At 63.0% G+C, this 13,884-nt stretch carries 14 protein-coding genes; all 14 read right to left on the bottom strand.

The genetic code is table 11. The features are described from left to right. Positions 1-70 precede the first annotated feature (70 nt). The 14 genes from urtA to AD663_RS24805 all read right to left on the bottom strand — a co-directional run bounded on the left by urtA (position 71) and on the right by AD663_RS24805 (position 13,710). The gene (gene urtA, locus AD663_RS24870) at positions 71-1,336 is read right to left on the bottom strand and encodes an urea ABC transporter substrate-binding protein (protein WP_003186287.1); all 1,266 of its coding nucleotides are present in this window, start codon (positions 1,334-1,336) and stop codon (positions 71-73) included. 313 nt (positions 1,337-1,649) lie between these two features. Further along, entirely contained in the window at positions 1,650-2,660 is a 1,011-nt protein-coding gene (locus AD663_RS24865) for an iron ABC transporter permease (RefSeq protein WP_053214716.1), read from the bottom strand. After that, positions 2,657-3,604: an ABC transporter substrate-binding protein gene (locus AD663_RS24860; protein WP_053214715.1), complete on the bottom strand. Its 948-nt coding sequence runs from the start codon at positions 3,602-3,604 to the stop codon at positions 2,657-2,659. Before AD663_RS24860 ends, AD663_RS24865 begins: the two co-directional genes overlap by 4 nt. After that, on the bottom strand, positions 3,601-4,389 hold the full coding sequence (locus AD663_RS24855; protein ID WP_053214714.1) for an ABC transporter ATP-binding protein: 789 nt from the start codon (positions 4,387-4,389) through the stop codon (positions 3,601-3,603). The genes AD663_RS24860 and AD663_RS24855 overlap by 4 nt, the downstream gene beginning before the upstream one ends. A gap of 202 nt (positions 4,390-4,591) precedes the next feature. After that, positions 4,592-5,971, bottom strand: coding sequence for a PepSY domain-containing protein (locus AD663_RS24850; RefSeq protein ID WP_053214713.1), 1,380 nt, complete (start codon positions 5,969-5,971; stop codon positions 4,592-4,594). A gap of 100 nt (positions 5,972-6,071) precedes the next feature. After that, the gene (locus AD663_RS24845; protein ID WP_003186277.1) at positions 6,072-8,198 is read right to left on the bottom strand and encodes a TonB-dependent copper receptor; all 2,127 of its coding nucleotides are present in this window, start codon (positions 8,196-8,198) and stop codon (positions 6,072-6,074) included. 83 nt (positions 8,199-8,281) lie between these two features. Beyond that, on the bottom strand, positions 8,282-8,671 hold the full coding sequence (locus AD663_RS24840; RefSeq protein ID WP_003186275.1) for a DUF2946 domain-containing protein: 390 nt from the start codon (positions 8,669-8,671) through the stop codon (positions 8,282-8,284). Between the two features lie 57 nt (positions 8,672-8,728). Further along, on the bottom strand, positions 8,729-9,208 hold the full coding sequence (locus AD663_RS24835) for a copper chaperone PCu(A)C (RefSeq protein WP_003186273.1): 480 nt from the start codon (positions 9,206-9,208) through the stop codon (positions 8,729-8,731). Positions 9,209-9,254: 46 nt separating this feature from the next. Then, positions 9,255-9,665, bottom strand: coding sequence for a DUF2946 domain-containing protein (locus AD663_RS24830; protein ID WP_003186271.1), 411 nt, complete (start codon positions 9,663-9,665; stop codon positions 9,255-9,257). A gap of 301 nt (positions 9,666-9,966) precedes the next feature. Continuing rightward, a complete protein-coding gene (locus AD663_RS24825; RefSeq protein ID WP_003186269.1) occupies positions 9,967-10,290 on the bottom strand; it encodes a DNA-binding protein in 324 nt (107 codons plus the stop codon). Between the two features lie 4 nt (positions 10,291-10,294). Continuing rightward, positions 10,295-10,630: a type II toxin-antitoxin system RelE/ParE family toxin gene (locus AD663_RS24820; RefSeq protein ID WP_003186267.1), complete on the bottom strand. Its 336-nt coding sequence runs from the start codon at positions 10,628-10,630 to the stop codon at positions 10,295-10,297. A 59-nt stretch (positions 10,631-10,689) separates the two neighbouring features. Next, complete coding sequence (locus tag AD663_RS24815) at positions 10,690-11,412, bottom strand: cobalt-precorrin-6A reductase (RefSeq protein WP_003186266.1); 723 nt, start codon at positions 11,410-11,412, stop codon at positions 10,690-10,692. Beyond that, on the bottom strand, positions 11,409-12,506 hold the full coding sequence (locus AD663_RS24810; RefSeq protein ID WP_003186264.1) for a cobalt-precorrin-5B (C(1))-methyltransferase: 1,098 nt from the start codon (positions 12,504-12,506) through the stop codon (positions 11,409-11,411). Before AD663_RS24810 ends, AD663_RS24815 begins: the two co-directional genes overlap by 4 nt. Then, positions 12,499-13,710 carry a bifunctional cobalt-precorrin-7 (C(5))-methyltransferase/cobalt-precorrin-6B (C(15))-methyltransferase gene (locus AD663_RS24805; RefSeq protein ID WP_003186262.1) on the bottom strand — a complete coding sequence of 404 codons (1,212 nt, stop codon included), beginning with the start codon at positions 13,708-13,710 and terminating at the stop codon, positions 12,499-12,501. Before AD663_RS24805 ends, AD663_RS24810 begins: the two co-directional genes overlap by 8 nt. Positions 13,711-13,884: the final 174 nt, after the last annotated feature.

The raw sequence follows: 13,884 nt of genomic DNA, 5'->3' as shown, positions 1-13,884 counted from the left end.
CATTCGCGAGCAAGCCCGCTCCCACAAGGGAGTTGTGTCGGCCCGGGGATTCGGACCGACACCCATGGGCTCAGTTGCTCTTCACCGCATAGTCAGGCTTCTTGTCGTTGCCGGTGATGAACGGGCTCCACGGCTGGGCGCGGATCGGGCCTTCGGTCTGCCAGACCACGTTGAACTGACCGTCGGCCTGGATCTCGCCGATCATCACCGGCTTGTGCAGGTGGTGGTTGGTCTTGTCCATGGTCAGGGTGTAGCCCGACGGTGCGGCGAAGGTCTGGCCGGCCAGGGCTTCGCGGACTTTGTCGACGTCGGTGGACTTGGCTTTCTCCACCGCTTGCGCCCACATGTGGATGCCGACATACGTGGCTTCCATCGGGTCGTTGGTCACGGCTTTGTCGGCGCCTGGCAGGTTCTTGGCCTTGGCGTAGGCCTTCCAGGCATCGACGAATTTCTTGTTCGCCGGGTTATCCACCGACTCGAAGTAGTTCCACGCGGCCAGGTTGCCCACCAGCGGTTTGGTGTCGATGCCGCGCAGTTCTTCTTCGCCCACCGAGAACGCCACGACCGGTACGTCGGTAGCCTTCAGGCCTTGGTTGGCCAATTCTTTATAGAAGGGCACGTTGGAGTCGCCGTTGACCGTGGAGATGACCGCCGTCTTGCCGCCCGCCGAGAACTTCTTGATGTTGGCCACAATGGTTTGGTAATCGCTGTGGCCGAACGGCGTGTAGACCTCTTCGATGTCCTTGTCCGCCACGCCTTTGGAATGCAGGAACGAACGCAGGATTTTGTTGGTGGTGCGCGGGTAGACGTAGTCGGTGCCCAGCAGGAAGTAGCGCTTGGCGCTGCCGCCTTCTTCGCTCATCAGGTACTCCACTGCCGGAATCGCCTGCTGGTTCGGCGCCGCACCGGTGTAGAACACGTTCGGCGACATCTCTTCGCCTTCATATTGCACCGGGTAGAACAGCAAGCCATTGAGTTCCTCGAACACCGGCAACACGGATTTACGCGACACCGATGTCCAGCAGCCGAACACCACCGCGACCTTGTCCTGGGTCAGCAACTGCCGGCCCTTTTCGGCGAACAGCGGCCAGTTCGACGCCGGATCCACGACCACCGCTTCGAGCTTCTTGCCGTTGACCCCGCCCTTGGCGTTGATCTCGTCGATGGTCATCAGCGCCATGTCCTTGAGGGACGTTTCGGAGATCGCCATGGTGCCGGACAGCGAATGCAGGATGCCGACCTTGATGGTCTCGGCGGCCTGGACGGTCCAGGCCATGCCCATCGCGGCAATGCTTGCCGAGAGTGTAAAAGCCTTGATCAAGCTACGACGCTTCATTGTGCGATCTCCATGGACTTATGAGTTTTTTTTCGAGGTCAGATGCAAACGCTGAAGGCGCTTTTGCAAGGGGTGTGCCCGGTCGGAGAAAGGCTTGGAAATGCGGGGGCAGGGCGGCGGGAAAGGAGAGCGATGCACCATGAGCGAACGCGTCATGGGTTCTGGTGCGAAGGGGTGCGCCACATTGGGGCGCAGATACCTCTGTTACCCAATATCAAATGTGGGAGCGGGCTTGCTCGCGAAGGCGGTCGGTCGGTCACAGGGATGTTAAATGTGCTGCCGTCTTCGCGAGCAAGCCCGCTCCCACAAGGGTTCAGCGGCGGCGCATCAGGCCGATGAAAAACAAGCCGCCGATGGCTGCGGTAGCCACACCAATCGGCAAGTCTTCCGGCGCAATCAGTGTCCGCGCCGCTACGTCCACCCACACCAGAAACAGGCTGCCGAGCAGCACGCAGGCCGGCAATAGCCGACGGTGCTCCGCGCCCACCAGACGCCGGGCAATGTGCGGCACCATCAGCCCGACAAAACCAATCGAGCCGCTGATGGACACCAGCACGCCGGTCATCAAGGACGCGATCAGGAAAATCCACAACCGCACCTTCGCCGCGTTCAGGCCCAGGGTCACGGCAGTCTGCTCGCCGGCCATCAGCGCATTCAGCGGCCGGGCCATGCCCAACAGCAAGATCAGCCCGAGCATCACGCTGGCGGCCGGCACTGCCAGCAACTCCCAGCGGGCCAGGCCCAGCCCGCCGAGCATCCAGAACATCACCGCGGAGCTGGCGCGATGGTCACCGAGGAACAACAGCAAATTGGCCGCCGCCATCATCACGAATGAAACCGCTACACCGCACAGCAACAGGCGGTCACTCTCCAGGCGGCCCTGGCGGTTGGCGATCGCCAGCACCAACAACATGCTCAGCAGCGCGCCGAAGAACGCGGCCAGAGGCAGCGTCAGCATGCCGATGATTTCGCCGACATGCAGCACCACGATCACCGCGCCCAGGGTCGCGCCGGAGGTGACACCCAGCAGGTGCGGATCGGCCAGCGGATTGCGGGTGACCGCTTGCAACACCGCACCGATCAGCGCCAGCCCGGCGCCCACCAAGGCACCGAGCAGCAGGCGCGGCACCCGGATCAGCCAGACGATGTGCTCCTGGCCGGGTGTCCAATGCACCTCACCGACACCGAGGGCCTTGTGCAGCAGGATGTCCCAGACCACGGCCACCGGCACCCGTGCCGGCCCGAAGCCCAGTGACACCACACATGACACCAGCAGCAGCGCGCCGAAGAACATCAGCAGGGCGGTGTAGCGACGATCATTCATTGGCGGTGGAAACCCCGCGCCAGGGTTTGCACCGCCAGCACGTTATCGATGCCCGGCGTGGCCTGCACGTAGGGGATTACGATGAAGCGTCGCTGCTGGATCGCTTCCACCGATTGCAGGGCCGGGTTGTTCAGCAAGAATTGCTGCTTCTGCTCGGCGCTGACTTCGCCGTAGTCGACGATCACGATCACCTGCGGATTGCGCTCGACTACGTTCTCCCAATTCACCCGCGTCCAGCTGGTTTCCAGATCATCGAGAATGTTGCGGCCGCCGGCTGCATCGATCAGGGCCTGGGGCATGCCGAGGCGGCCAGAAGTCATGGCGCGGTCTTCGCCGCTGTCATACAGGAACACGCGGGGGCGTTCGCCGGGCAGATGCTTTTGAACGTCGGCCACTTGGGTTTGCATCGAAGCGACCAGGGCATTGGCACGCTCCTGGACGTCGAAAATCTTCCCGAGGTTGCGCAGGTCGTTGTAGGTATCTTCCAGCGAGGCCGCTGGACGTTTCATCACGAACGCGCAGGACTCGGTCAGTTCGTACACGTTGATACCCAGCGGTTGCAGGGTCTGCGGCGTCAGGTCACCGCCGACCCGCATGCCGTAGTCCCAACCGGCGAAGAAGAAATCCACGTTGGCACCGAGCAAGGTTTCCACCGATGGGTACTTGGCGGCCAGTTCCGGCAAGCCGTCGAGAATCTTCGCCATCTCGGGCGTCACCGATTTCCAGCCACTGATGCCGCTGTAGCCGACCATGCGTGGCTTGAGCCCCAGGGCGAGCATCATCTGGGTCATGTTGATGTCGTGGCTGACGGCGTGCCGAGGCGCCTCGTTGAATACCACCTGGCGGTTGCAGCTCTGAATCGTCAACGGGTAGCGGGTGGCTTCAGCCATGGCGTGGGCACTGCCCAGCAGCAGGGGCAGCAACAGCAAGGCGCGCAGGATCATGGTTGGGTTATCCAGGTGATTCGTGGGTAGCCGGACAGCGGGTGCTCGTCCACCAGGGCTTCGACGCCGAACACCTCGCGCAACAGCTCGGCGGTGAGGACGTCCTTGGGTGTACCGCTGGCGACGATGCGCCCGTGTTCGATCACGTACAGGCGATCGCAGAAGGCGGCGGCCAGGTTCAGGTCGTGGAGGCTGGCGAGGGTGCCGATGCCCAGGCCCTTGATCAGTCGCAGCAATTGCAATTGGTAATGCGGGTCGAGGTGATTGGTCGGTTCGTCGAGGATCAGCAATTGCGGCTCCTGGGCGAGGGCGCGAGCGAGGATCACCCGCTGTTTTTCCCCGCCCGACAGCGTGGCGAAGGCATGATCGTCAAAGCCTTCGAGTCCTGCCGATGCCAATGCCTGGAGCACCAGTCGGCGGTCTTCGTGGTTGTCGCTGTCGAACAGGCCCTTGTGGGGCGTGCGCCCCATGGCGACCACCTCTTCCACCGTCAGGCCGAAGGCATCGGGAAACTCTTGCAGCACCACGGCGATGCGCTGGGCGCACCAGCGTGAGGATTGTTTCCAAAGGTCGTGGTGCGCGAGCTTGACCTCACCCTGTTCCGGCCGGCTGAAGCGATAGGCGCAGCGCAACAGGCTGGTCTTGCCGCTGCCGTTGGGCCCGATCAACCCGACAAACTCACCGGCCTTCACCTGCAGCGTGGCATCACGCAGTTGGAACTGGTGATGACAATGGCCATGGCCCAGGGGTGTCCAGGCGAGGTGGGTGAGGGTTAGTGAGGTCATGCAGCTACTCGGCATTTGGATTGAAACGTCGACCATTGTGGGAGTGGGCTTGCTCGCGAATGCGGTGTGTCAGACACGTGAATGTCGACTGACACACCGCATTCGCGAGCAAGCCCGCTCCCACAGTTTGGAGGGTGTTCGTGGTTTGGAAAGCGGGCGCGATTGTAGAGGCTTCGCGCCGCCTTCCGTTAACGCGCCGTCTTCAGCTTGAAGATGAAGCCGCCTCAGCCTGGCGATTGAACCGGGTGACGAGTCGGTCCAGCAACCACACCACCACCAACGAAGCCCCCACCAACGGGAACACCACCGCCAAGGCCAGCATGATGAAGACCCCACCCTTCCACGTCGGCAGGTCGTGACGCAGCGGCGGCACGCCGAGCTTGCCCTGGGGGCGGCGCTTCCACCAGATCACCAGGCCGCTCACGGCGCTGAGCAAAATCATCAGGCAAATCAGCAGCACGATGATCTGGTTCAGCGGGCCGAACATCTTGCCTTCGTGCAGCATCACGCCGGTTTCGGTGGCGCGGGCGACAACGTTGTAATGGGCCCAGCGCACGTCGGCCAGGACCTTGCCGGTGTATTGGTCCACGTGGAGGGTGGCGTCGTTACGCGGGTCGTCGGCGAACACGGCGATGGTGAACACGCCCGAAGCGGTCGTTGGAATCGTGATGCTGTAGCCGGGCTCGACCTGGCGTTCGGTAGCGATGTCCTGTACCGCTTGCAGGCTGACGGTCGGCGCCGCAGGACCTTCGTGCATGCCACCGTGGGCCATGTGCTCGGCGTGGTCGCCGGACATCGGCATCGGCGTATTTTCCATGGCCCAAGGCACGGTCTGGCGGTGGGCGTTATTGAGGCTGCCGGCCTCGACGTCGGACTTGGGCACGTCATTCCACATCGCCGCCGGGAAACGGTTCCAGAGGTCGGCGTATTGCTTGCCCCAGAAACCGGTCCAGGTCATGCCGCTGAGCAGCATCACCAACAGCAACGCCGCGCCCCAGAACCCGGCGACCACGTGCAGGTCGCGCCAGAACAACCGGCCACGACTGCTCCAGCGCGGCCACAGCACACCGGCCGACGATTGTCCGCGTGGCCACCACAAGTACAGCCCCGACACCACCAGCACCACGCCCCAGCCGGCGGCCATTTCCACCAGGCGGTCGCCGACGGTGCCGATCAGCAATTCGCCGTGGATGGCCCGGGCCATGGCTTGCAGGTTGTTTTTGGCATCCTGCTCACCCAACACGTCGCCATGGTACGGGTCGATGAATACGTTCAGCTCTCGCCCCTTGTCGATCACCACGAACTGCGCGCTGCGCTCGGCGTTGACTGGCGGCAGGTACTGTTTGACCTGGCCTTCGGGGTAGGCCTGGCGAACCTGCCTGAGCAGATCATCGGCCGCCAGGGAGTGATGCCCGGCGGGCACGTTCAGCAGGCTGCCATACATCAGCGGATCGAGTTGCGGCTTGAACAGGTAAATGATGCCGGTCAGGGACAGCATCACCATGAATGGCGCCACGAACAGCCCGGCATAGAAATGCCAGCGCCAGGCCAGATTGTAGAAATTGGGTTTCGGTTGGCTCATCAGAAAGCACTCCGCAGGGCAAATGTGATCGTTATGTTTTGTGCGGTTTCAGCGAAGCCTTGGCTGAACACGGGGTGATATGCCAGGCTCGCCGTTGTTGTCAGAAACTCATATCCACCTTCGTCCAAAGCGTACGCCCCGGTTCGTTGATGGCTTGCGGGTCGCTCGCCGGGTAGCCGAATCCGGCGTTGCCGGCCAGGTTCAGGTGCTCGGCATAGGCTTTGCCAAACAGGTTGTCGACGCCGCTGCTGACCTTCCAGTGCGCGTTGATGCGGTAGGCGCCATTGAGCGAGAACACGCCGAAGCCGGAGCTTGTGCCGTAGTCCTTGCCCACCACGTTGCCCTTGTTCTCATCGACACGGTGCTGCGCCGCCACCACCCGCCACAAGGCACCGGCGCTCCAGCGGTCTTCGCTGTAGGTCAGGCCCAGGCGTGCGTCCAGCGGCGGCATCTGTGCCAAGGCGCTGCCGTCACTGCTGTTCTTGCCCCAGGCATACGCCAGGGTTGCGTCGGCCTTCCAGTGTTCGGTCAGCTTGTAGGCTGCGCCCAGCTCACCACCCATGATCCGCGCGTCGATGTTCTCGGCCCGGGAAGTGGTGCCCATCATCCCGGGTGTGTAGTCGAACAGGATGTAGTCGCGCACTTGGCCGACATAAGCCGATGCCCAGGCTTCGAGGTTTTCGGCCTTGTATTGCAGGCCGAAGTCGAGCTGGGTGGTTTTCTCCGGCTTGATCGCGTCGAAGGCATTCAATGAGCCGTTGGGGCCGGCGTTAGGCGAGAACAGCTCCCAGTAATCCGCGAAGCGTTGCGAGTGCCCCAGGCCGGCATAAAGGGTGGTGGGACTGTCTTCCAGGTCGTGCTCGTAGCGCACGAAACCGCTGGGTAGCGTGTCGGCACGGGTATCATCGGCGGTGGGGTTGGGGCGGGCCGACATACCGGAACCGATGCTCTGGCGGTAATCCTTGGCCGAGGCGCGGTCGAGCCGGGCGCCAGTGATCAGCCTGTCGCGATCGGCGGCGTACCAGGTCAATTCGCTGAACACGCCGTAATTATGGAAGTCGGCGTCCTTGGTGTACGGCAGTTCCTTGTAGGTGTCGACGCCCATGCTGCTGCGCTGGCGGTGTTCGTTGGTCTGGGCGTCCAGGCCGCTGATCAGTTGCACATCGGCCCAGCGCCAGGTGGCCTTGATGCGCGCGCCGAGGGTGCGCCGGTCGACGTTGGAAGCCATGGGGCCAGCCATCATCCCGGTGCCGGACGGCGTGCGCAGGGTGTAGTTGTCCATCACGTGGTCGGCGTAGTTGTAATAGACCTGCGCCTCGACCTTATCCAGCACGTCACCGATGTTGGAACGTTCGAAACGCAGCCCGAGGCTTTCGCGCTTGAATTGGGAGCCGTCCATGCCGCGCCCGGCGTAGCGCGCCTCACCGTCGCCCTTGCCAGCAGTCAATTCCAGCAAGGTGTCGGCGTCCGGGGTCCAGCCGAGGGTGACATCGCCGTTCCATTTGTCGTAGCGCGAGGGCACGGTGTCGTTGTTGCCGTCGCGGTAATCGTCCGAGTGGGCGGTGTTGCCGATCACTCGTACATACCCCAGCGGCCCACCGGCGGCGGCATCCACCACTTTGTCGAAACGGCCGTTGGAGCCGGCCAGCACACTGGCGTTGACCCGCGTGCCCAACTCGCCGAACTGTTCTGGCTCGCGCTCGAACAGCACGGTTCCCGCCGATGCGCCGGGGCCCCAGAGCACGGTTTGCGGACCCTTGATCACGGTGAGCTTGTCGTAGGTTTCCGGTGAAATGTAGGACGTCGGCGCGTCCATCCGCCCTGGGCAGGCACCCAGCAGCATGCTGCCATTGGTGAGGATGTTCAGCCGCGAGCCGAACATGCCGCGAAGCACCGGATCGCCATTGGTGCCACCGTTGCGCACCAGGGCAAAGCCAGGAATGGTCTTGAGGTAGTCGCCACCATCACTGGCCGGCACCGGCTGGCGAGGGTCCTTGGGATTGGTGACGACAGTCAATGGTGAACTGGGAGCAATGGCGGTGATGACCGTCGGGCTCAGTTCTTCGACCTCGCTCAGGTGAAACTCGTGCTCATCGGCGAGTGCATAGGGCGCAAGCAGCAGGCCGCACAGCGCGGCGACGGTGTGACGCAAACGAACCCGGGGCTCGTTCGGGGGGCAACTGGCCTGGGCAGTGCCCAAAGCGATGCCGGCAGAAAACCTGGACATGATGATTCCATCGAACAGACGTAAACGACACGGTCGGGCAGCCTGGAACTGTCTTGTGCGACCGGGTGAGGTATGTGTCGGGTTTACGCGGCGAAGGGTGGTGCGCGGGTGCGAGCACCCGGGAAGAACGCTGGCCGGGCATGGCCCAGGCGCGGGGAGGGACTGGTGTAGGTATTGGCGAGCGGTGTATCGAAGACAGTGAAACTGTGGCCGCCGGTCAGGGCCGGACAGTTGAACAGCAGGCTGCAATAGCCGCATTTTTCCCACAGGGCGTGATGCTCGCTCTGGGGTGGGCAATGTTCGGCTGCTGGCGTTTCGTGCGCCGTCATGTCCATGGTCATGTCCATCGACATGGCGGTGGACATGGACGAAGACATGCGCTGATCCATCGGCATCGACTGGGAAACCAGCGGGCCGATAAAGATCATCAACATGGCGAACAGGCTGATCCAGCTGCCGCGTGTCAGGCTCATGGGCTGACGGCGGGGCATGGACAGTCTGGCGCGAGGAGCGTGCATGGGCGGCTACGACTACTGCGCGTGCATATGCGTTTTCGTGCCGTCAGGGGCCTTTTTCTGCACCGCAACGTCGACCGTGACATCCCCGGCTTTTTCAAAATGCAGCGTCATGGGGAAGCGTTTGCCGTCGCTGAGCAGGCTGCGGTCTTTTAGATCCAGCAGCATCACGTGATACGCCATCGGCGCGAAGGTAACGGTGGCGCCGGGGGCAATATCCACGACAGGCACCGGCTGCATTTTCATCAGGTCGTTTTGCATCACATGCTCATGGAGCTCGGCCTTGCCGGCGATTGGCGTGTCGACACTGAGCAGTTTGTCGGCGGTGGTGCCGCTGTTGTGGATGACGAAATAGGCGGCCACGGTCGGCGCATTGGGCGGCAATTCCTGGGACCAGGGATGGGCAATCTCGAGCGCGCCGACCTTGTATTGGTGAGCTTGGGCGAAGCCGACGGGAAGCAGCAAGGCAGCCAGCAGGATGAGTCTGTTCAACATGGCGATTCTCCGGAACGATTCAGGACGCAGGTTCATGCGGTGGGAATCAGGCCAGGGGCGAGGCGCGGGGGTTGAGGCTGGGCCATTGCTGGCGAGGCGTGGGGCTGTCGAGCTTGGAGTGGATTGCGCCGCGATGGGCCAGTTGGGCATCCAGGTACAACTGCGGGATATGCCCGGCGAGCGCCACCAACGGGACCGAACCGGAGCAGCACCAGCAATGCTGCATCGTCGAGTGGTTGTCCTTCTGCGGCGAGCCCTGTTCGAACTTGCCCAGGGGAATCGCCACCATCTTCATGCCATTGGACGAACAGAAACTGCCCCACAACAACTGCTCCGACGGCGCTTGGGCCTGCGCCTTGGCCATTGCGCCGGCGTTGCTGGAAAGCGGCATGGCAAGCATGTTGAACAGCACTGCGAAGCAGGCGATCCAGGCAAATGCAAGCCGTTGTCGGGACATGGGGCAATCCGCTCGGTTGGGCGATCAGGTGGCGGTATTTAGCCTGATCGGAGTTGATAAGTAAAAAAGGCGTATGCGGTGTAGGGTCGCAGGGTTTGCCTTAACAGTAGCAAACAGTTTTGTAAGTGGATGCGGGGTGGCGAGGGAGCTTGCTCCCGCTGGGGCGTGAAGCGGCCCTGAATCTTCAAGTTAAGGTATGTCGGCAGAATGCAGATCGACTTTTTTGGGGCTGCTGCGCAGCCCAGCGGGAGCAAGCTCCCTCGCCACGGAGTGATCAGTCAATCGCTTGTTACCGCGTACCTCAATTTGCAGGAACAGCATGCACCTGCATGTCGACGCCTAACGTGGTGCGAATGACCGCGAATATTGCCGCCAAGTTGTCCATGCTTGGATTGCCCTTGGCTGAGAGCATTCGATGCAAGCTCTTGCTCGGCTTGGAAGTTTCCTTGGACAGTTCTTCGAAGCCAACAGTGGCGTTCACGAGATCGCGAAGAATCATCCTCGCCATCTCTGGTTCGCCATTCAAGAATAAGGTTGCCGCTTCATCCAGCAAAATCTGAGCGAACTCGGGATCACGCTTGGCGCGTTCGGCAATCGTATGTTTATAGCTTCGAGTAAGAGCCATTGCGTTACCTCATGTTCCTTTCTGTCTTCTTCCGGGCCCGGAATTCAGCAATTAATTTTTTCGCTTGCTTGGTGTCTTTTCTCTGAGTGGATTTATCACCACCGCCAAATAAAATAATCAGGCGTTTACCTTCCTGGGTCAGGTACACGCGATAGCCTGGGCCCCAGTTGATGCGGTATGCACCTAACCCGTCGAACCATTTGATATTCGAGGTGTTGCCCATCTCCAATCGCATCAATGCGTTAGATACTTTGTATGCCGCCCGGGCATCCAGACTGGAATACCAGCGTTCGAATGGACTTGTATCGTTGTCCTGTAGATATTCTTCGAGTGTGATCACATGCGGCCCTGAAGGTAACAAATAGGTTACTGTTCATGCAAGGCAGTGATCTTGTCTCATCAGGCCAGAAGCGCCAACGCCTCAAGTGTTTCGTCAAGCTTCTCAAACTCCCGATCCACCCCCGCCAACACCGGCCGCTTCAACACCAGCACCGGCACCCTCCGCTCCCGCGCCACTTCCAGCTTCGGCTCGGTGGCCGTGCTGCCGCTGTTCTTGCTGATCAGCACATCGATCTGCCGCCGTTCAAACAGCTCGCGCTCGCCTTCGATGTGGAATGGTCCGCGGGCGCCGATGACTTCGCAGCGTTCATTGGCGGGATAAATATCGAGGGCGCGCAGGGTCCAGAATTGCTCTGGGGGAATCTCGTTCAGATGTTGCAAGGGTTCGCGGCCGAGGGTGAATAGAGGGCGGTGGAAGGGCTTCAGGGCCTGGATCAGTTCGGCCCAGTCGGCCACTTCGCGCCAGTCATCGCCAGCCTGGGGTTGCCATGCCGGACGGCGCAGGGCCCAGCACGGAATGCCGCAGGCGCGGGCGGCGTCGGCGGCGTTCTGGCTGATTTGCGCAGCGTAGGGGTGGGTGGCGTCCAGCAGCAGGTCGATGCCCTGGTCGCGGATGAATTGCGCCAGGCCCGCGGCACCTCCATAGCCGCCGACGCGGACCTGGCAGGTCAGGTCCGTGGGCACGCGACCGACGCCCGCCAAGCTGTAGATGTGCCGGGGGCCAAGGGTGCGGGCGATGACCAGGGCTTCGGTGACGCCGCCCAGCAGCAGAATGCGTTTCATTGAAAGCTTCCGGCGTGACCGACGATCCCGCCCTGGCGGTCGATGGCGAAGACTTCGACCTGGACCTGGGCCGGCACGACGCTACGGGCGAAGGCCAGGGCATGGGCACATACCGCGTCGCCGAGGGCGATGCCGGCGGCGCTGGCCATGGCCAGGGCCTGCTGGCTGGTGTTGGCCTCGCGGATGCCTTGCTGCAAGGTTTCGTCGGCACCGATGGCGGCTGCCCATTCGGCCAGTTGTGGCAGGTCGATGCTCGAATGGCGGCTGTGCAGGTCCATGTGACCGGCGGCGAGTTTGCTGATCTTGCCAAAACCGCCGCACAGGCTGAGCTTTTCCACCGGCACCTTGCGCACGTGCTTGAGCACGGCGCCGACGAAATCGCCCATTTCGATCAGGGCGATTTCCGGCAGGTTGTAGACCCGGCGCATGGTGTCTTCGCTGGCGTTGCCGGTGCAGGCGGCGACGTGCTGGTAACCGTTGGTTGTCGCCACGTCGATGCCCTGGTGGATCGAGGCGATGTAGGCCGCACAGGAAAACGGTCGGACGATGCCACTGGTGCCAAGGATCGACAGGCCGCCGAGGATGCCCAACCGCGGATTCATGGTTTTCAATGCCAAGGCTTCGCCGCCCTCGACATTGACCGTGACCTCGAAACCGCCGGCATAACCGTTGTCCTCGGCCAGCCGGCCCAAGTGATCGCCGATCATCTTGCGCGGCACCGGGTTGATCGCCGGCTCACCGACGGCGAGCACCAGCCCCGGCCGTGTCACGGTGCCTACGCCGCGACCGGCGAGGAAGCGCACCCCGGGTTCGGCGATCAAGCGCACTTGGGAAAACAGCAACGCACCGTGGGTCACGTCCGGGTCATCGCCTGCGTCCTTGATTGTCCCGGCCTCGGCGCCTTGCTCGGTCAGCCGGCAGAACTCCAGGCGCATCTGCACCTGCTTGCCCTTGGGCAGGACGATCTCCACGGCGTCGGCATGAGTGCCCGCGAGCAGCAAGCGTGCCGCCGCCAGGCTGGTGGCGGTGGCGCAGCTGCCGGTGGTCAGGCCGCTGCGCAGGGGGGCGGGTTGTTCGGCGGTTTCGTCACGCATCGAGAGGTTTCGTCAGGTCCAGCAAGGTGATCGGCAAGGCCTGGCGCCAGGTGTCGAACTCACCCAATGGCTGGGCCTGGGCGATGTGGATCCGGGTCAGTTCGCCGCCATGACGTTCGCGCCAGTCCATGAGCGTCATCTCGCTTTGCAGGGTCACGGCGTTGGCGACGAGCCGGCCGCCAGGCTTGAGGTGGGCCCAGCAAGCGTCGAGCACGCCTTCGCGGGTGACGCCGCCGCCGATGAACACCGCGTCCGGACGCTCCAGGTTTTCCAACGCCTGTGGGGCTCTGCCGCGAACCAACTGCAAGCCGGGCACGCCGAGGGTATCGCGGTTGCGTTCGATCAAGCCTTGGCGGCCTTCGTCGGCTTCGATGGCCAGGGCTCGGCAACTGGGGTGGGCGCGCATCCATTCGATGCCGATGGAGCCGCTGCCGGCGCCAACATCCCAAAGCAACTCGCCCGGAGTGGGCGCAAGGCGCGCCAGGGTGACGGCGCGCACGTCGCGTTTGGTCAGTTGGCCGTCATGTTCGAACGCGCTGTCCGGCAGGCCGGCCAGGCGTGACAGACGCAACGCGGACGGTTCGGCCCGGCATTCCACGGCGATCAGGTTCAGGTCGGCGCCGTCGGGATCGGACCATTGCGCCGCAGTGCCGTCGATCCGTCGTTCTGCCGGGCCGCCGAGGTGTTCCAGGACGGTCATGGGGCTGGGGCCGAATCCGCGCTCGCACAATAACTGCGCCACGGCGGCAGGAGAGTGGCGGTCATTGCTCAGCAGCAACAGTCTGACGCCGGTGGATAAATGCACATTGAGCGCCGCCAAGGGCCGCGCCACCAGCGACAGCGTGACCACTTCCTGCAACGGCCATCCCATGCGCGCCGCCGCCAGCGAACAGGACGACGATGCCGGGACGACCAACATCTGCTCGCCAGGCACCTGCTTCGCCAGGCTCGCCCCCACGCCGTAGAACATCGGGTCGCCGCTGGCCAGCACGCACACCGGCTCGCCTCGGCGGGCCAGCAGCGGCTCCAGGGAAAACGGGCTGGGCCACAGTTCCCGTTCGCCGCGGATGCACACGGGTAGCAGATCCAGCTGGCGCTGCGCCCCAACGATCCGCGTGGCCCCCAGCAGCGCACGGCGAGCAACCTTGCCCAGGCCCTTGAAGCCTTCTTCACCGATGCCCACTACGGTCAGCCAGGGTGTCATCTGTGTTCCTCTAAAAAATGTGTTTGCTCGGCGGGGCTGCGTCACCCGCGAACCGGGCCGCCATCATACCGCGCCCAGGCGGATCAGGCGCCTGGCGCGGTAGCATCGGCACGGGCAGGCCGCTATCGCGAGCAGGCTCGCTCCCACCGTGGATTTGTGTTGAGCGCAGAATTT

Origin of the sequence: Pseudomonas sp. Q12-87 (assembly GCF_001269755.1) — a bacterium.
In the GTDB taxonomy this organism is placed as follows: Bacteria; Pseudomonadota; Gammaproteobacteria; order Pseudomonadales; family Pseudomonadaceae; genus Aquipseudomonas; species Aquipseudomonas fluorescens_S.
The sequence above is the reverse complement of the archived record's forward strand: the minus strand, read 5'-3'. Positions and strand labels throughout refer to the sequence as shown.

What these genes read in the sequence shown, in the direction of transcription:
- urtA (WP_003186287.1), bottom strand. Translation starts at nt 1,336, where the DNA reads ATGAAGCGTCGTAGCTTGATCAAGGCTTTTACACTCTCGGCAAGCATT.
- AD663_RS24865 (WP_053214716.1), bottom strand. Translation starts at nt 2,660, where the DNA reads ATGAATGATCGTCGCTACACCGCCCTGCTGATGTTCTTCGGCGCGCTG.
- AD663_RS24860 (WP_053214715.1), bottom strand. Translation starts at nt 3,604, where the DNA reads ATGATCCTGCGCGCCTTGCTGTTGCTGCCCCTGCTGCTGGGCAGTGCC.
- AD663_RS24855 (WP_053214714.1), bottom strand. Translation starts at nt 4,389, where the DNA reads ATGACCTCACTAACCCTCACCCACCTCGCCTGGACACCCCTGGGCCAT.
- AD663_RS24850 (WP_053214713.1), bottom strand. Translation starts at nt 5,971, where the DNA reads ATGAGCCAACCGAAACCCAATTTCTACAATCTGGCCTGGCGCTGGCAT.
- AD663_RS24845 (WP_003186277.1), bottom strand. Translation starts at nt 8,198, where the DNA reads ATGTCCAGGTTTTCTGCCGGCATCGCTTTGGGCACTGCCCAGGCCAGT.
- AD663_RS24840 (WP_003186275.1), bottom strand. Translation starts at nt 8,671, where the DNA reads ATGAGCCTGACACGCGGCAGCTGGATCAGCCTGTTCGCCATGTTGATG.
- AD663_RS24835 (WP_003186273.1), bottom strand. Translation starts at nt 9,208, where the DNA reads ATGTTGAACAGACTCATCCTGCTGGCTGCCTTGCTGCTTCCCGTCGGC.
- AD663_RS24830 (WP_003186271.1), bottom strand. Translation starts at nt 9,665, where the DNA reads ATGTCCCGACAACGGCTTGCATTTGCCTGGATCGCCTGCTTCGCAGTG.
- AD663_RS24825 (WP_003186269.1), bottom strand. Translation starts at nt 10,290, where the DNA reads ATGGCTCTTACTCGAAGCTATAAACATACGATTGCCGAACGCGCCAAG.
- AD663_RS24815 (WP_003186266.1), bottom strand. Translation starts at nt 11,412, where the DNA reads ATGAAACGCATTCTGCTGCTGGGCGGCGTCACCGAAGCCCTGGTCATC.
- AD663_RS24810 (WP_003186264.1), bottom strand. Translation starts at nt 12,506, where the DNA reads ATGCGTGACGAAACCGCCGAACAACCCGCCCCCCTGCGCAGCGGCCTG.
- AD663_RS24805 (WP_003186262.1), bottom strand. Translation starts at nt 13,710, where the DNA reads ATGACACCCTGGCTGACCGTAGTGGGCATCGGTGAAGAAGGCTTCAAG.